This window comes from Mesorhizobium sp. 10J20-29 (assembly GCF_054130485.1).
On the sequence record NZ_CP199156.1, the window covers coordinates 3,579,764 to 3,597,513 of the forward strand.

Sequence of the window (17,750 nt, forward strand, 5' to 3'; positions counted from 1 at the left end):
AAGGACACTTTGGATGTCACACCTTCTGGACCGTCTCAATTTCCTGGCTCGCAAGAACACCGGAACCTTTTCCGAGGGCCACGGGGTCACGACCAATGAAAACCGGGACTGGGAAGACGCCTATCGCAAGCGCTGGCAGCACGACAAGATCGTCCGCTCCACCCATGGCGTGAACTGCACGGGTTCCTGCTCCTGGAAGATCTACGTCAAGGGCGGCATCGTCACCTGGGAAACCCAGCAGACGGACTATCCGCGCACCCGGCCGGACCTGCCCAACCACGAGCCGCGCGGCTGTTCCCGTGGGGCGAGCTACAGCTGGTACATGTATTCGGCCAACCGGGTGAAATATCCCCTGGTGCGCGCGCGGCTGGTCAGGCAGTGGCGCAAGGAAAGGGTGATGAAAACGCCCATCGGCGCCTGGACTGCAATCCAGGAGGATCCTGCAAAGCGCAGCGACTACATCAAGGTGCGTGGCCATGGCGGATTCGTCCGCTCGACATGGGACGAGGTCAACGAGATCATCGCTGCGGCAAATGCCTACACGGCCCGCAAGTGGGGACCGGACCGGGTCATCGGCTTCTCGCCGATCCCGGCCATGTCGATGGTCTCCTACGCCGCGGGTTCGCGCTACCTGTCGCTGCTCGGCGGCGTCTGCATGTCGTTCTACGACTGGTACTGTGACCTGCCGCCGGCCTCGCCGATGACGTGGGGCGAGCAGACGGACGTTCCGGAATCGGCTGACTGGTACAATTCCGGCTTCCTGATGCTCTGGGGTTCCAACGTGCCGCAAACGCGGACGCCGGACGCCCATTTCTATACGGAAGTCCGCTACAAGGGCGCCAAGTCGGTGGTCGTATCGCCGGACTATTCGGAGGCCGCGAAGTTCTCCGACATGTGGCTGCATCCGAAGCAGGGTACCGACGCCGCCCTCGCAATGGCACTGGGGCATGTCGTGCTGCGCGAGTTTCATCTCGACCGGCAGGCGGAGTATTTCGAGGATTATTGCCGCCGCTACACCGACATGCCGATGCTGGTCCGCCTGGTGAAGAAGGACGGCCATTACATCCCGGAAAAGCTGCTGCGCGCGTCCGACTTCAAGGGCGGGCTGGGCGAGACCAACAATTGCGACTGGAAGACTGTCGCGGTTGACCGCAAGACCAAGAAGATCGTCGTGCCCAATGGCTCCATCGGATTTCGCTGGGATCAGCAGGGCAAGTGGAATCTCGAGGACAAGGACGGCAAGGGCAAGGATGTCGAACTCGACATGACCTTCATCATGGATGGGGACCATGACGAGATCGCATCCGTCGGCTTCCCATATTTCGGCAATCGCGAGCACGACCACTTCCAGGGAACCGACCACGACAGTGTCCTGCTGCGCTCTGTCCCTGCCAGGAAAGTGAAACTTGTCGAAGGTGACGCGCTCGTCGCGACCGTGTTTGACTTGTTCGTCGCCAATTACGGACTCGACCGTGGCCTGAAGGACGGCAGCTGCGCGACGTCCTATGACGACAACCAGCCCTACACGCCGGCCTGGGCCGAAAAGATCACGGGCGTCCCGCGCGACCAGATCATCACGGTTGCGCGCGAGTTTGCGCTCAATGCCGAAAAGACCAATGGCCGTTCCATGGTCATCCTCGGCGCCGGTCTGAACCACTGGTACCACATGGACATGAACTACCGGGGGATCATCAACCTCCTGGTCATGTGCGGCTGCGTCGGCCAGTCCGGCGGCGGCTGGAGTCACTATGTCGGGCAGGAAAAGCTGCGTCCGCAGACCGGCTGGCTGCCGCTGGCCTTCGGCCTCGACTGGAGCCGCCCGCCGCGGCAGATGAACTCGACATCCTTCTTCTACGCGCATACCGATCAGTGGCGCTACGAAACGCTGAAGGTCGACGAAATCCTGTCGCCAACCGCGCCGGAAGGGCCATGGGACGGGACGCTGATCGACTACAATATCCGTGCAGAGCGGATGGGGTGGTTGCCTTCGGCACCGCAACTCAAGTCCAATCCGCTCGACATTGCGAAAGCAGCGGCGAAAGCCAGGAAGGAACCGAAGGATTATGTCGCCGCACAGCTGAAATCCGGCAAGCTGGAGATGTCATGCGTCGATCCGGACGATGAGGCCAACTGGCCGCGCAACCTGTTCGTGTGGCGCTCGAACCTGCTTGGATCATCGGGCAAGGGACACGAATATTTCCTCAAGCATCTTCTGGGAACGTCGCACGGCCTGCTCGGCAAGGATCTCGGCGAGGAAGGCCGGCTGGAATCGAAGGAGGCCGTCTGGCACGACGAGGCGCCGGAAGGAAAGCTCGACCTTCTGGTCACGCTCGACTTCCGCATGTCCACCACCTGCGTCTATTCCGACATCGTTCTGCCGACCGCGACCTGGTACGAGAAGAACGATCTCAACACGTCCGACATGCACCCCTTCATCCATCCGCTGACAAGTGCTGCGGATCCGGCCTGGGAGGCGCGGAGCGACTGGGACATCTTCAAGGGCATTGCCAGGAAGTTCTCGGAGGTCGCCCCCGAAATCCTCGGCGTTGAAAAGGACGTGGTGCTGGTGCCGATCCTGCATGACACGCCGGGCGAACTCGCCCAGCCGTTCGATGTGAAGGACTGGAAGAAGGGCGAGACTGATCTCATCCCCGGCAAGACAATGCCCGCGGTGGCGGTCGTCGAGCGCGACTATCCCAATCTCTACAAGCGCTTCACGTCGCTTGGCCCCTTGCTGGAAAAGCTTGGCAATGGCGGCAAGGGCATTTCGTGGCACACCGACCATGAGGTCGAACTGATCGGCCGGCTGAACGGCATCGTGACGGAGGAGGGCGCCTCGAAAGGTCGTCCTAAGATCGAGACCGATATCGATGCATCGGAAGTCATTTTGTCGCTCGCGCCGGAAACCAATGGCGAAGTGGCGGTCAAGGCCTGGGAGGCTCTGTCAAAGTTCACCGGCCGCGAACATGCTCATCTGGCGCTGCCCAAGGAAGACGAGAAGATCCGCTTTCGGGACGTCGTCGCGCAGCCGCGCAAGATCATCTCGTCGCCGACTTGGTCAGGCATCGAGTCCGAGAAGGTCTGCTACAATGCCGGCTACACCAACGTCCACGAACTGATCCCATGGCGGACCCTTTCCGGTCGCCAGCAGCTCTATCAGGATCATCTGTGGATGCGTGCCTTCGGCGAAAGCTTCTGCGTCTATCGCCCACCCATCGACACCAAGTCAATCAACCCGATCATCGAGGCGAAATCGAACGGCAAGCCGCAGATCGTGCTGAACTTCATTACTCCGCATCAGAAGTGGGGCATCCACTCCACTTACTCCGACAATCTGATGATGCTGACCCTGAACCGCGGCGGCCCGGTCGTCTGGATTTCGGAAACCGACGCGGCCAAGGGCGAACTCGTCGACAATGACTGGGTCGAGGTCTTCAACACCAACGGTGCCATCGTGGCCCGCGTGGTCGTTTCCCAGCGCATGAAGGAAGGCACGATCTTCATGTACCACGCGCAGGAGAAGATCGTGAACACGCCGGGATCGCAGATCACCGGCCAGCGCGGCGGCATCCACAACTCCGTCACCCGGGCGATCATCAAGCCGACCCACATGATCGGCGGCTACGCCCAGCTTTCCTACGGCTTCAACTACTACGGAACGGTCGGTTCGAACCGCGACGAGTTCGTCGTCATCCACAAGATGGAGAAGGTCGACTGGATGGAAGGCCCCTACCGCGAACCCGCACACAAGGAGGCAGCAGAATGAAAATCCGCGCCCAAATCGGAATGGTGCTGAACCTCGACAAGTGCATCGGCTGTCACACCTGCTCGGTCACCTGCAAGAACGTCTGGACGAACCGCGAAGGCGTGGAATACGCCTGGTTCAACAATGTCGAGACCAAGCCCGGCATCGGTTATCCCAAGGAGTGGGAAAACCAGAAGAAGTGGAACGGCGGCTGGATTCGCAAGGCCAATGGCAAGATCGAGCCCAAGATGGGCGCCAAGTGGCGAATCCTCGCGAAAATCTTCGCCAATCCCGACCTGCCGGAAATCGATGATTATTACGAGCCGTTCGACTTCGACTACGGGCATCTGCAGACGGCGGGCGAAGTCCAGACGGCGCCGACGGCACGCCCGCGCTCGCAGATCACCGGCGAGCGCATGGAGAAGATCGAGTGGGGCCCGAACTGGGAGGAAATCCTCGGCGGCGAGTTCTCCAAGCGTTCGGTCGACTACAATTTCGAAGGCATCCAGAAGGAAATCTACGGCGAGTACGAAAACACTTTCATGATGTACCTGCCGAGGCTGTGCGAGCACTGCCTCAACCCGACCTGCGTGGCGGCATGCCCGTCGGGCGCGATCTACAAGCGCGAGGATGACGGCATCGTCCTGATCGACCAGGAGAAATGCCGCGGCTGGCGCATGTGCGTCTCGGGCTGCCCCTACAAGAAGATCTATTACAACTGGTCGTCGGGCAAATCCGAGAAATGCACCTTCTGCTATCCGCGCATCGAGTCCGGCCAGCCGACAGTCTGTTCGGAAACCTGCGTCGGCCGCATCCGCTATCTCGGCGTCATTCTCTACGACGCCGACCGCATCTCTGAAGCGGCTTCCACCGCTGACGAAAAGGACCTCTATGAGGAGCAGTTGAAGGTCTTCCTCAATCCGAACGATCCGCTGGTGATCGAACAGGCCCGCAAGGACGGCGTTCCGGATGCCTGGCTGGAGGCGGCCAGGAAGTCGCCGGTCTACAAGATGGCGATGGACTGGAAGATCGCCTTTCCGCTCCATCCTGAATACCGGACCCTCCCGATGGTCTGGTACATTCCGCCATTGTCGCCGCTGCAGAACGCGGCCCAGTCCGGCAAGATCGGGATGGACGGCAGCATACCGGACGTCCGCTCGCTCCGGATCCCCGTCCGCTATCTCGCCAACCTCCTCACCGCGGGCAAGGAAGAGCCGGTCGTTTCCGCGCTCGAACGCATGCTGGCCATGCGCGCCTACATGCGAGCCAAGACGATCGATGGCGTCATCGACAATGCCATTGCCGAGAAGGTGGGAATGACCGCGCAGATGATCGAGGACATGTACCACATCATGGCGATCGCCAATTACGAGGATCGCTTTGTCATCCCGACCTCGCACCGCGAAATCTCCGAGGACGCCTATGACGTTCGCGGCTCGTGCGGGTTCTCGTTCGGCAACGGCTGCTCCGGCGGCGAGTCGGACAGCGATCTGTTCGGCTCAAAGCGTACCCGCACGGTCCAGACGCCAACCGACCTCTTCAAGGAGAAGGTCTGATGAACGCTGCTCTCAAGGTCATATCGCTGCTCTTGTCCTATCCTTCCGAGGAAATTCGGCAGGCAATTCCGGAAATGAAGGCGGCGCTCCAGGCTGCGGGTATCGGAGACACGCATACGGCGCTGCTTGTCCGGCTGGCCGACGACATCGCGGCACACGACCTCTACGATGCGCAGGAACGCTACGTGTTCCTGTTCGACCGTACACGCGTCCTGTCGCTGCATCTCTTCGAGCACGTGCACGGGGAAAGCCGCGACCGCGGCCAGGCAATGGTCGACCTGATGGCGATGTATGATGCCGACGGTTTCGAGATCGACACCAAGGAACTGCCGGACTACCTGCCGATGTTCCTGGAATATTTGTCGATGAAGCCGGCACCGCAGATCAGCGAATTGCTCGGCCAGACTGTGCATATTCTGGCAGCAATTAGAGAGCGGCTGAAGAAGCGCAAATCGGTCTACAGCAATGCTTTCGCGGTGCTCGAGGCGATGGCGTCGGCAAAGCCGGACCCGAAACTTCTGCATGACCTGCTGGAAACGCCCGCCGATGATCCGGCCGACCTCGAGGCGCTGGATCGCATCTGGGAGGAGGAAGCGGTCACGTTCGGCGGCAATGCGGGCGAAAACGCCTGCGGTCCCGATCGCCTGCAGCGCCAGATCCGGGCATCAAACCGCAGGCCTGCCGATATCCCACAAGGCAAGACCGTCTAGGAGGACGAGACCATGTCTGATTTCCTGAACACCCTTCTTTTCGGGATCTATCCCTATATCGCGCTGTCGGTCCTGATACTCGGCACCATCATCCGCTACGACCGGGAACCATACGGCTGGCGGTCCGGATCCTCGCAGCTGCTGCGACGCAAGCAGCTGGTCTGGGGATCGGTGCTGTTTCATGTCGGGGTGATCGTAATCTTCGTCGGGCACCTGATCGGCCTGCTGACGCCGATAGCTCTGTTCGACGCGCTTGGCGTCAGCCACGGCGCCAAGCAGATCCTGGCCATCGTCGCCGGTGGCATCGCCGGGGTCATGGCGATCGTCGGTGGGTCGCTGCTGGTGCATCGTCGCCTGTTTGATGCCCGTGTCAGGGCGACGTCCAGCAAGTCCGACACGGCGATCATCATCCTGCTCTGGATCCAGCTTGCGCTCGGCCTGATGACGATCCCCGTGTCGCTGCAGCATCTGGACGGTCATGAGATGGTGAAATTCATGACTTGGGCACAGGGCATCTTCACATTCAACACCGCTGCCTCAGCCTACGTCGCCGATGCGTCGATCATCTTCAAGCTGCACCTCTTCCTCGGCCTGACGATCCTGCTGCTGTTCCCGTTCACACGGCTGGTCCACATGCTGAGCGTGCCGCTGCGCTACATGTGGCGGCCGGGGTATCAGGTCGTGCGAGAGCGCAATCACCGGGCCGCACAGACCCGGCTTCCGGCGGAGTAGAAACCATGGCGACCATTTACAAGAACCCTTCACTCGCGGTTCCCGACGGCATCCCGCCAGCCAGGGGCGAGAGCTACTCGTCCTACCAGGAGCCGGATACGCGCGTGCCGCCAAAGGCCGGCCCCGTCATCCCCAAGATATCGGTGAATGGCACACCGGTTGCCGAAAGGGACATCCTCGCGGAAGCGCAAAACCATCCGGCCAAGAATCCCGGCGCCGCTCTCCGCGCAGCGGCAGAGGCGCTGGTGATCCAGGAACTGCTTTGGCAGGAAGCTAGCCGCCTCGGCATCGCCGGAAAGCCGGGGGCAGGGCAGGATGGAAAGATCGAGACGGAGCGGGACGCCGCAATCAGGGCGCTTGTCGAGGACCAGGTCGCCGCGCCATCTGCCAGCGAGGAGGAAAGCCGGCGCTATTATGACCGGCATCCCGACAAGTTCCGCAGCGAACCGCTCTTTGAGGCTCGCCACATCCTGATTGCGGCACCTGAGTCGGATGCGGCAGCGCGTGTGGCGGCGCGCGAACTGGCAACCAGCCTATGCGCCAGATTGTCGGAAGCCCCCGAAGCGTTCGCATCTGCCGCCATGGAGTACTCGGACTGCTCGTCGCGCGAACATGGCGGCAATCTCGGACAACTGTCGCGAGGCAGCACGGTTGCCGAGTTCGAGAAGGCGATGTTGACCATGGAAGCGGGAAAGATCTCGGCGACGCCGGTCGAAAGCCGGTTCGGGTTCCATGTCATCGCGCTCGATCGAAAGATCCCGGGCGAGCGTCTCCCGTTCGAGTTCGTCGGCGCGCGGATTGCGGCATGGCTTGAAGCCTCGTCGTGGTCGAAGGCGGTGTCGCAATACATTGGAGTGCTGGCAGGCCAGGCCAAGCTTGAGGGTATCTTGCTGGGCCAAGCAAACGGGCCTCTCGTTCAGTAGAGCGCTGCAGATGGCAAGCTGAAGAATGATCCCGCCGCTTCCCCGGCGGAGTGCACCGCGACAAGGATGAGAAGCGTCATGCTGCCCAAAACCGTCCACAGTCCGTCGCCGGAGCGGCCATGTCTTGCCGGCAAGGCAGGCGAGGTCCTTCCCGTCGACATCGCCGGCACCAAGGCAATCAAGGCTGCCGTCCCGGTGAGCTCCATCGAGACGCTACCGCTGATCGAGGCAGCCGGTCGGATATGTGCGTCGCCGGTCGTCTCGACCATCGACCTGCCGCCCTTCGACAATTCGGCGATGGACGGCTATGCGGTACGGCTCCGGGACTTTTCAGGACCCGGCCCCTGGACCCTGCCTGTCGTGGCCAGGATCCCTGCCGGCCAACCCGCCACTTCGTCCTATCCAGCAGGATGCACGGTCCGGATCTTCACTGGCGCTCCGGTGCCGCAGGGTTTTGACGCTGTGGTCATGCAGGAGCATTGCGAGCGTTCGGGCGACATGGCCACCTTTTCGCTGAAGCCGCCTGCCGGGCAGAACATAAGGCGTGCCGGCGAGGATGTCTCCAAGGGCGCGGCGGTTGTCGCGGCTGGCGAGCCTCTGACACCAGCCAGGATCGCGCTTCTTGCAGCCATCGGCATGGTTACAGTGGAAGTGCGGCGCAAGATCCGCATCGGCCTGGTCTCGACAGGCAGCGAACTCGTCGAACCGGGCGAGCCGCTCGGTCCCGGCCAGATCTACAATTCCAACCGCTTCTTCCTGCGCGCAGCACTCGACCGTCCGTGGATCGAACCCGTCGATTTCGGCATCGTCGCCGACGATCCGGAAGCGATCCGTGCGATGGTCAGCGACGCGGCCCGCAGCTGCGACGTGGTGATCACCACCGGCGGCGTGTCGGCCGGCGAGGAAGATTACATGATGGATGTGCTGAAGCGCGAGAATGCCGAACTCGAAGTCCTCAAGGTTGCGATGCGGCCCGGCTAGCCGGTGACGGTCGGCAGGATCGGCAGCGCGCTGTTCTTCGGTCTGCCCGGCAACCCCTACGCCACGGCGGCAACCTTCGCGCGGATCGCCTTGCCGGCGATCAAGAGGACTGCGGGGTTCCAGAAGCTCTCGGCTTCGTGGATGCCCGCCGTTTCCGGATTCACCTACCGTCGTAAGCAGGGACGCACCGAGTATGTTCCGGTGACATGGAGCCGGCGCAACGCCGATGGCCTCCCGATTGTCGAGATGCTCGGACGCGGCTCCTCCGCCAGTCTCAGTCCGCTGGCGATGGCGCGCGCGACGGCAGTCTTGCCTCCTGACCTCGCAGACATCGAGCCGGGCATGACGCTACGCCTCGAACCCGTTTGCGAGTGACCAGAACTGGCCAACCGGATTTGCCGGCGCTGCCAGGCGCCGGGTAACCCGAAAAATCACAGCAGAACGCAGCAGGCAGCCATGGCAGGCCTTGGCTTGGGAACCCGGGTCATGGCGTGCATCAAGACAGACTTCGGGTGGCCACTCCCTACGGGATATAGTTTGGCTTTACCAAGCTTAGGGGGCGACTGGGACGCTCTGTCGCAAGGCTGGGCAATCCTTACTTCAGCTTGGAAGTGAGCCGTCTGCATCTGCTGTCTATGTCGCGTCTTTCGTTTTCCTGTTGGCGAACACCGTCCGACCACCGATGATTCGAGGCAGGGTGGACGCGCACCCAATACTGCCAACCGGCCCTTGCCTTCAGTTGATCTTGAACCCGCCATCCACCGGCATCGAGATGCCGTTGATTATCGAAGCTCGGTCGCCTAGCAAATAGACGATAGCCTCGGCGACCTCTTCAGGTTCGATAAACCGGCCGAGCGGCATTCTGGCCAGCATCGGCGCGGCCTTCTCCGGATCGCTCCAGGCCTTCTTCGCCATTGCAGTCAATGTAATTGCCGGATTGACACAGTTCACACGGATCCCGTGACGACCGAGTTCGTTGGCCATGACGCGGCTCATCGCGTCGAGCGCGCCTTTCGAAGCACAGTAGGCAGTGTGATCGGCGAAGCCGGTAAATGCCGAGTTGCTGGAAACATTGACGATGGCCCCGGGAAGACTTCTGGCGATGCGGTCCTTCGCATACTCTTGGGATACGATCAGCGGTGCCCGGGCGTTTACGGCCATCAATCGGTCGAAGGCCTCGAGGGAAACGTCGACGAAAGCCTCCAGCGTGGTAGTCCCGGCGCAGTTGACCAGATAGTCTACCGGCATGGCAGCTTTGGCCGCGGCCCGCGTAGCCTCGGGATCGGCGAGGTCTACTGCGAGAAATCGCCCGCCGATTTCCTTCCTCAGTTGCTCCAGATCGTCGACCGAGCGGCTCAACCCAACCACCTGGGCTCCCCGAGTCGCCAGCAACCTCGCGACTGCCAGCCCGATTCCCTTCCCGGCGCCTGTTACAAGTACGGACTTGCCTTCAAACTCCATCACAGGGCTCCTGGTGTCGAGTTGCTGACCCATGTGTCATTCGTTCAGAGGCGCCCCATGACCAGATCAGCACAGCGGTCGCCGAGCATCATCGCCGGGGCGTTGGTATTGCCTGCATTGATGTCAGGCACCGAGGACATATCGCAAACGCGCAGTCCCTCCACGCCTCGCACACGAAGCCGCGCGTCGAGGACAGCCATCGGATCACCGTCTGGACCCATCTTGGCTGTTCCAGCCGGATGGTAATTGGTTTTCACAAACCGCTTGCAGTGTGCACGAAGCGCTGCGTCGGATTGATCCGAAGGCGACGGGATAACTATATGCTCGATCCTGTCCGCAAGCGGCTTTGCCTGCATGGCTCGCAGGAAGAATCGTTGCCCATCTATCATCTCCTGCATGTCGTCCGGGTCACCCAGCAGGTTGGGCGAGACCGCAGGCATTTCAGAAGGGTCGGAAGAAAAAAGCCGAACTTCGCCGCGCGATTTTGGCTTAACGACTACCGTGGTGATGGTGATACCGTAACCGTCTTCCACCTCGGACAATGCGTCACGATCCAGATACACGATTGGGACGCAGAAAGCTTGTATCGTTGGCGTACCTTCTGGATCCGAGGGATTCACGAACGCTCCTGCCTCGACACCCGCCGATGTTACGGGGCCCGAACCGAAGAGTTTGAATTGGAGGCCATTGCGAAGCATCCGCCAACCGTCGCCCTGCTTGAAATAGCCGAACGGGCCGTTTGCAATAGCGGTTATGGGAACTTCTGGATGGTCGATCAGATTCTGGCCAACCCCGGGTAGGTCGATTACACATTGCACCCCGTACTCGGACAGATGATCGGCCGAGCCGATTCCCGAAAGCATCAGTAGTTTTGGGGTGACGAGCGCACCTGCAGCGAGGATGACCTCGCCGGTAGCACTCGCTTCATGAAGTCCTGCCTTGTCGCGGTAGGTGACGCCCGTTACCCGGCTCCCTGCAAGGTTGATCCGTTGAACTTCGGCATGGAGCCGCACGGTCAGGTTCGGATTGTTGCGCTGCGGCGACAGAAATGCGTAGGCCGAGGAACTGCGTTTGCCTCGGCGATTGGTGAACTGGTAGAATCCGACGCCGCGCTGACTTTGGCCGTTGAAGTCGTGATTGAACGGCTCCCCAAGAGTTTGAACCGCCTGAACGAACCAGCGCGAGAAATCATCCACATGGCCGGGATCCGATACGAGCAGGGGGCCGTCGACACCGTGCAGGTCATTGGACAGCCGACCGTTGCCCTCCATCTTTTTGAAGTGCGGTAGAACGTCAGACCAGCCCCAGCCGATCCTGTCATTGTTTCCGCGCAACAATCTGTCCCATTCATCGTAATCGTCCGGGCGGCCGCGCATGTAGACCTGCGCGTTCACCGACGACCCACCGCCCAGAACGTTGCCCTGTGGGATGTCGTGCACGCGCCCGTCTAGATGCGGTTGCGGTACCGTCCTGTGATACTTCATGAACTTGGAGCCGTTGATCATCTTGAAGATTCCGGGCGGCATGTCGAGCAACGGGTGGCGGTTCGAATGGCCCGCTTCCAGGAGCAACACGCGCGCGTTGCCTTCTGACGCCAGACGCGCCGCAACCACACAGCCCGCCGAACCGCCGCCGACGACAATGTGATCGAAAGTCTCCATCAATCCTCGCCCAGGTCGAATGTGACGCGCACATGTTCCCATGCGGCATTCAAGTGATCGAGCAGGGCCTGCTCCGCTGCCGCAGGGTCTCGCTCGAGAATGGCATTCAGGATCGCCTCATGAGCTGCATAATTGGACAGGTTGCGTTCTGGAGAGCGAAGCATCCTGGCCCACTGGGGCGCGAGCCAGGAGGTGTATCCCTCGTGCATCGCCGGAAAGATTGGGTTGCGCGGTATCCGGTACAGCACACCGTGGAAGGCAACGTCCGTCTGGTAGAACGCCAGGGAATCTGGAATTGCGGCCTTGTTGTCCGCGAGCGCCGCCTTCAGGTCGGCGATGTCTTCTTTGCGGGCCGATGTGGCAGCCTCGCGAACCAACGCGCGTTCGATGAAGACGCGGCTGTTATACAGGTTGCGCACACCGCCTGCATCGTTCAGCAAATGTCGAACGACGGTGCCGGCTGCATGCAGCACCGTTTCGTAATCCGGCTTGCGAACAATGGGTCGAAACCTCGGCTTGCTTTCGATCAAGCCGCGATTTGACAAGGCCAAGATTGCCTCCCGGATAACCGTTCGACTCGCGCCAAACTGCTCCATCAGATCGCGCTCCGCCGGCAGAGGCGTGTTGGCCGGTAGCTTGCCCGAAACAATGCGGGACTCGATCTCGGAGATGACGAAATCGGCTGCGCGCCCAGCCTTCAAGTCTGTTCCGGGCAGGTTGGATTCTGTCATTTTCGGGAGCCTTTCTGCAAGTTTAATACGACCAAAGTCGTTGAGCTTGCAAGAGTGCGCGCGCTACTTCTGCGAGTTTCTACCGGCATTTCCGCGCTTTTCGACAAAAAAGGTTCTGTCGGCGGGTTGACATGCATCCGGTATGATACTCTAACGAATGAAGTTTGGTCATACCAAAGTGCGTGTTCATGATCGATTTCAGTCTCCTCGGCGAGAAGGTTCTGCCCGTCACGATGTATGTGGACGGCAAGTGGGTCTCGGGCCAGGCAGCGCCAAGAATCGAGGTCGAAAACCCCGCTAGCGAGCAAGTGATAGCGACAATTCCTGAGGGGACCCGCGAAGATGGGCATGCAGCTCTGGAGGCTGCACGGAAAGCCCATCCGGGATGGGCAGCGCTTCCGGCCATCGACCGCGCCCGGCTCGTCTCATCTCTGGCTGACTCCGTGGCGGCTAATGCGGAAATTCTATCTCGCGTAGTCACGCTGGAGCAGGGCAAGCCTCTGAGTGAAGCTCGCGGCGAGATCAATGCAGTCATTACCTTCCTGCGCTATGCAGCCGAGAATGGACGCCGCATTGAAGGCGACATTGTCGTCTCCGATAATCGCAGTGAGGAAATCCATATTCGCCGCCATTCCTATGGGGTGGTCGTTGGTTTGACTGCGTGGAACTATCCGGCCGCCCTGGCTGCGCGAAAATTAGGTCCGGCCCTTGTTGCGGGTAACACATTCGTCCTTCTGGCACACGAAATCACTCCGCTTTCCGGCCTTGCCTTGGCGCAACTGGCCCACGATGTCGGCTTTCCTGCCGGTGTGTTCAACGTGGTAACGGGCAGGGGAAGAACAGTTGGCCAGGCCATGGTGGAAAGCCCGCTGACCGGCCTCGTGACCATGACCGGCAGCACGCGCGCTGGTCGTGAAATCTACCGTGCCGGTGCAGAAAGCCTCAAGGTGATCAGGCTCGAGCTGGGCGGCAAGGCGCCTTTCATTGTCATGGACGACGCGGATATCGACGTCGCGGTGGCCGCGGCCGTGGCCGCTCGCTACACCAATTGCGGTCAGATTTGCACCTGCAACGAACGAATGTATGTGCACCGTGCAATTGCAGACGAATTCCTTGACAAGTTCGTGAAGGCATCGGCGGCGCTCACAATCGGCGACCCGCTCGGAATGGTCGACATGGGGCCGAAAGTCTCGGCGCCTGAGGTGACCAAGATTAAGGCAGTTGTCGACCGTGGTATCGAGGCCGGGGCGGAGGTCCTGCTTTCCGGCGGTCCCATGATGGATGGTGTCTACTCCAAGGGACACTGGTACGCGCCAACGGTACTGGAGGTCCGGGATAATGCGTCCCCGCTCCTTCAAGAAGAGGTGTTTGGCCCAGTTGTGGCCGCCATGCGCGTAGACAGTTTTGAAGAGGCCGTTTCGCATGCAAATGACACGGAATATGGGCTGTCCGCGTATCTCTTCACACGCAATTTCAAGACCATCGCGCGTGCGCCTTATGAACTTAGGTTCGGCGAGATTTACCTGAACCGCAGCAACGGCGAAGCGGTTCAGGGCTTCCATTCCGGCTGGGGCGCATCTGGCCTCGGCGGGGAAGATGGCAGGTACGGATTTGACGGGTACCTGCGCAAGCAGACGAGTTACGTCAATTGGGGATAGACCCCGGCAACCGCGGTTGGGAGGACCCGTACCGCACACAGTGGAGGACTGAAATGAACCGCAGAACACTATTCACCTCGGTAGCCGCATTCGCGGTAGCTGTTGCGTCCGTGGCGATGGCTGAAGGCCTTCCGCCGCTTGCCAAGAAGGACAAATACAAGGTCGGCTTCAGCCAGATGGAGTCCAACAATCCATGGCGAATAGCTGAAACGAAATCGTTCCATGACACGGCTGAAAGCTGCGGATGGGACCTGATCGCCACCGACGCGGCAGGTTCGGCCGCCAAGCAGGTCGCCGATGTCGACAGCATGATTGCGCAAGGCATCGACGTTCTGTTCCTTCCGCCGCGCGAGGAGAAGCCGTTGATCCCGGCTGTCAAGAAGGCGAAGGCGGCAGGCATCCCAACGTTCCTCGTCGACCGTTCGGTCGACCCGGCGGCTGCGGTGGCAGGCACTGACTTCGTTGCCTTTCTGGGATCGGATTTCATCGATCAGGGCAGGCGTGTCGCAGAATGGACCTCCGAGAATTTCAAGGGCGAGAAGGGTGTGATCGTCGAACTTGAGGGGACGACCGGCTCGTCGCCTGCCAACGACCGCAAGAAGGGTTTTGACGACGCGATTGCCAAAGACTCGCGCATGACGATCGTCGCCTCGCAAACCGGAGATTTTGCACGCGATCTGGGTCGCCAGGTGATGGAAACGCTGCTGCAGGCACATCCAGACGTCAACATTGTCTACGCCCACAACGACGAAATGGCGATCGGCGCGATCCAGGCACTTGAACTGGCAGGCCGCAAGCCGGGCGAAGACGTTCTGGTGGTATCGATCGACGGTACGCGCGATGCCCTTCAGGCGATCATCGACGGCAAGATGGGTGTGACGGTGGAGAGCTCACCCTTCTTCGGTCCGCTCGCCTGCGAAGTGATGAAGCGCTACGCAAATGGCGAAACGATTGAACCTTGGGTTCAGGTCAAGGATCGCATCTTCACCAAAGACAACGCCGCCGAAAACCTCGCTGGCGCGTACTAGTTCCTCCCGCTGGTTGGGGGCCGCAGTAGAGCGGTCCCCCGCCGGTGAGTTCTAGAAAGCGGGGACCAAATGCAACCACTCGTGTCTATGTCCGGAATCGACAAGGCCTTCGGCGGCGTGTCAGCCTTGCGCAACGCCGCGCTTGAGGTTGCACCAGGCGAAGTCCATGCGTTGATCGGGCAGAACGGGGCCGGCAAGTCGACGCTGATCAAGATCCTGACCGGCGTATACCGGCGCGACAGCGGCACGGTGCGTTTCGATGGACGGGACAGCACTGTTTCCAGCCCCCGGGAATCCCAAGACTCAGGTATCGCAACCATCTATCAGGAATTGAACCTGGTTCCGCTCCGGTCGGTGACGGAAAACGTGATGATGGGCTACGAACCAAAGCTGGCCGGATTGTTCGTCGACTGGCGCAAGGCACACGGCCGGACCAGGGAAATCCTCTCACGCTTCGGCATTTCGATAGATGTGACCGCGCAATTGGGCAGTTACTCAACTGCCATACAGCAGCTCGTGGCAATCGCAAGAGCAGTGTCGCTCGACGCAAAACTGGTCATCATGGATGAGCCGACCTCGTCGCTTGATGCCTCCGAAGTTGAGGTTCTCTTTCGAGTCGTCCGTAGTCTGAAGGCGTCGGGAGTGTCTGTCCTCTACGTCTCTCATTTCCTGGACGAACTGTTCGAGATCTGCGACCGCGTCACGATCATGCGCGACGGCTCATCCGTCGGCACAAAGGCGATCGGGGATACTCGCAAGCTTGATCTTATTGCGGCGATGCTCGGCCGCGATGCAAGCGACATTGAATCGGCAGGTATGACCGAGTTCGGCTCAGGTGAAGCCCAGAAGGGCGAGGTCCTGATGTCGGTAACGGGCGTTTCGACAGGGCCGCGTCTGAGGCGTTTCGATATGGAACTGCGCCGTGGCGAGATTGTCGGGCTGGGCGGGCTGCTCGGGTCGGGTCGCACCGAAGCCGCCCGGGCGCTGTTTGGGGTCGACCCTCTGACCAAAGGCGAAGTTAGGCTCCGCGGCAGGGTTTCGGCACCCACAAGTCCTGCCGCAGCGATTGCGTCGGGCATGGGATTTCTTACTGAGGACCGCAAAGCCGAGGGGATTATCCCCGATATGTCAGTTCGTGAAAACATGACTCTTGCGTTGCTGCCAAAGCTGACGAGGAACGGACAGATCGACCGCGCCCGCGAGCGCAAGCTAGTGTATGAGTTTATCGCCGCGTTGGGCATCAAGGCTGCGCACATGGACCAGCCCATCAGACAATTGTCGGGCGGCAATCAGCAGAAGGTCTTGCTTGCTCGTTGGCTGGCAACCGAACCTGACCTGCTGATCCTTGATGAACCGACCAGAGGCGTTGACGTCGGCGCCAAACGCGAAATTCAGGCGATCATCCGTGACTACGTCGGACGCGGATTCGGCGTCGTGCTGATCAGCTCCGAGTTCGAAGAGCTGGTTGAGGGTGCCGATCGCATCATCATTCTGAACGAAGGACGCTCCGTGAGCGAACTGACAAATCCAGGAATTACCGAAAACGTGCTGGTCAAGGCGCTTGCGCATCACGAAAGCGGCGCAGCATGACCGGCGGCATGGCAGTCTCGACACGTGCGCTACGCGCGGGCGCAAGCAGGCATGGAGGCATCATCGCTCTGGTGGTGATCCTGCTCTTCAACGCGGCATTCACCCCGAACTTCCTCCAGGTTCAGACACTTTTCGTGAACATCAGTCAGGTCGCAACTATTGCTATCGTGGCAATGGGTATGACGCTGGTGATCGCGACAGGCGGCATTGATCTTTCAGTGGGAGCGGTAATGGCCCTCGCGGGGGCGCTCGCGCCGCTTGTATTCCAGTCGGCCTTTGGCGTTACCTATCCTGGCCTGGGCCTTGCAGCGGCCATCGTCCTGCCTCTACTTGCAGCGCTCGCATGCGGGGCTTTCAATGGCCTGCTGATCGCCAGGCTGGGCGTTCAGCCTATAATTGCGACGCTGATCCTGTTCATCTCGGGGCGCGGGATCGCACAGGTGCTGACCAACGGCAACTTGCAGACCTTTTCGAACCGCGAATTCAGCTACCTCGGGACCGGAAAGATCTTGGGCCTGCCGTTTCAGGGCTGGCTGGCGCTCGCAATTGCAGCTCTTCTGTTCGCGATCATCACGCGCACGACATTTGGCCGATACCTACTTGCCATTGGCGGAAATGAACGCGCCGCGTTCTTGGCCGGCGGCCCGGTACGCTGGGTCAAGGTCCTTGCGTATATGGGCTGTGCCTTCTTGGCCGGTATCGCCGGTCTGATCGTCGTCGCGATCAATTCCGCCTCCGATGCGGCTCGCAACGGCAACCTGATGGAATTGGACGCAATTGCAGCGGCAGTCGTAGGCGGGGCGCTTCTCCAAGGCGGCAGAGCGCCGATTTTCGGCGCGATCCTGGGTGCCGTGATCATCCAGCTCGTCAAATACACATTGCTTGCCAACGGGGTGGAAGACGAGGTCGCCCTCATCGCCAAGGCCATGATCATTGTGGCTGCCGTTTACGTGCAACAGTCGCGGGTGGAATGA

General features: G+C 60.6%; 14 protein-coding genes. 11 read left to right on the forward strand and 3 right to left on the reverse strand.

From position 1 onward, the window contains the following. Positions 1 to 13: 13 nt before the first annotated feature. The 7 genes from ACT2BZ_RS17050 to ACT2BZ_RS17080 all read left to right on the forward strand — a co-directional run bounded on the left by ACT2BZ_RS17050 (position 14) and on the right by ACT2BZ_RS17080 (position 9,022). Positions 14 to 3,766, forward strand: a complete 3,753-nt coding sequence (locus ACT2BZ_RS17050; protein ID WP_457936311.1) for a nitrate reductase subunit alpha — start codon at positions 14 to 16, stop codon at positions 3,764 to 3,766. Further along, positions 3,763 to 5,301 (forward strand): nitrate reductase subunit beta, encoded by a 1,539-nt coding sequence (narH, locus tag ACT2BZ_RS17055; RefSeq protein WP_457936312.1) that lies wholly within the window; start codon positions 3,763 to 3,765, stop codon positions 5,299 to 5,301. The genes ACT2BZ_RS17050 and narH overlap by 4 nt, the downstream gene beginning before the upstream one ends. After that, positions 5,301 to 6,011, forward strand: coding sequence for a nitrate reductase molybdenum cofactor assembly chaperone (gene narJ / locus ACT2BZ_RS17060; RefSeq protein WP_457936313.1), 711 nt, complete (start codon positions 5,301 to 5,303; stop codon positions 6,009 to 6,011). The genes narH and narJ overlap by 1 nt, the downstream gene beginning before the upstream one ends. A 12-nt stretch (positions 6,012 to 6,023) precedes the next feature. Continuing rightward, the gene (gene narI, locus ACT2BZ_RS17065) at positions 6,024 to 6,743 is read left to right on the forward strand and encodes a respiratory nitrate reductase subunit gamma (protein ID WP_457936314.1); all 720 of its coding nucleotides are present in this window, start codon (positions 6,024 to 6,026) and stop codon (positions 6,741 to 6,743) included. Between the two features lie 5 nt (positions 6,744 to 6,748). Then, entirely contained in the window at positions 6,749 to 7,666 is a 918-nt protein-coding gene (locus ACT2BZ_RS17070) for a peptidylprolyl isomerase (RefSeq protein WP_457936315.1), read from the forward strand. A 78-nt stretch (positions 7,667 to 7,744) separates the two neighbouring features. Beyond that, positions 7,745 to 8,647: a molybdopterin molybdotransferase MoeA gene (locus tag ACT2BZ_RS17075; protein WP_457936316.1), complete on the forward strand. Its 903-nt coding sequence runs from the start codon at positions 7,745 to 7,747 to the stop codon at positions 8,645 to 8,647. A 3-nt stretch (positions 8,648 to 8,650) separates the two neighbouring features. Continuing rightward, positions 8,651 to 9,022, forward strand: a complete 372-nt coding sequence (locus ACT2BZ_RS17080; RefSeq protein ID WP_457936317.1) for a hypothetical protein — start codon at positions 8,651 to 8,653, stop codon at positions 9,020 to 9,022. 360 nt (positions 9,023 to 9,382) lie between these two features. Here the strand turns inward: ACT2BZ_RS17080 and ACT2BZ_RS17085 are convergent, their stop codons facing one another. From ACT2BZ_RS17085 to ACT2BZ_RS17095, 3 genes are read right to left on the reverse strand one after another with little or no spacing between them, the layout of a single operon-like run. Beyond that, a complete protein-coding gene (locus tag ACT2BZ_RS17085; RefSeq protein WP_457936318.1) occupies positions 9,383 to 10,108 on the reverse strand; it encodes an SDR family oxidoreductase in 726 nt (241 codons plus the stop codon). Positions 10,109 to 10,152: 44 nt separating this feature from the next. Then, a complete protein-coding gene (locus tag ACT2BZ_RS17090; protein WP_457936319.1) occupies positions 10,153 to 11,769 on the reverse strand; it encodes a GMC family oxidoreductase in 1,617 nt (538 codons plus the stop codon). Beyond that, complete coding sequence (locus ACT2BZ_RS17095; RefSeq protein ID WP_457936320.1) at positions 11,769 to 12,500, reverse strand: FCD domain-containing protein; 732 nt, start codon at positions 12,498 to 12,500, stop codon at positions 11,769 to 11,771. The genes ACT2BZ_RS17090 and ACT2BZ_RS17095 overlap by 1 nt, the downstream gene beginning before the upstream one ends. A gap of 188 nt (positions 12,501 to 12,688) precedes the next feature. Between ACT2BZ_RS17095 and ACT2BZ_RS17100 the strand changes: the two genes are divergently transcribed. From ACT2BZ_RS17100 to ACT2BZ_RS17115, 4 genes are all read left to right on the forward strand, one after another. Then, a complete protein-coding gene (locus ACT2BZ_RS17100; RefSeq protein ID WP_457936321.1) occupies positions 12,689 to 14,158 on the forward strand; it encodes an aldehyde dehydrogenase family protein in 1,470 nt (489 codons plus the stop codon). A 53-nt stretch (positions 14,159 to 14,211) separates the two neighbouring features. Further along, on the forward strand, positions 14,212 to 15,186 hold the full coding sequence (locus ACT2BZ_RS17105) for an ABC transporter substrate-binding protein (protein WP_457941367.1): 975 nt from the start codon (positions 14,212 to 14,214) through the stop codon (positions 15,184 to 15,186). A gap of 69 nt (positions 15,187 to 15,255) precedes the next feature. Continuing rightward, a complete protein-coding gene (locus ACT2BZ_RS17110; RefSeq protein ID WP_457936322.1) occupies positions 15,256 to 16,776 on the forward strand; it encodes a sugar ABC transporter ATP-binding protein in 1,521 nt (506 codons plus the stop codon). Next, positions 16,773 to 17,750, forward strand: coding sequence for an ABC transporter permease (locus ACT2BZ_RS17115; protein ID WP_457936323.1), 978 nt, complete (start codon positions 16,773 to 16,775; stop codon positions 17,748 to 17,750). The genes ACT2BZ_RS17110 and ACT2BZ_RS17115 overlap by 4 nt, the downstream gene beginning before the upstream one ends.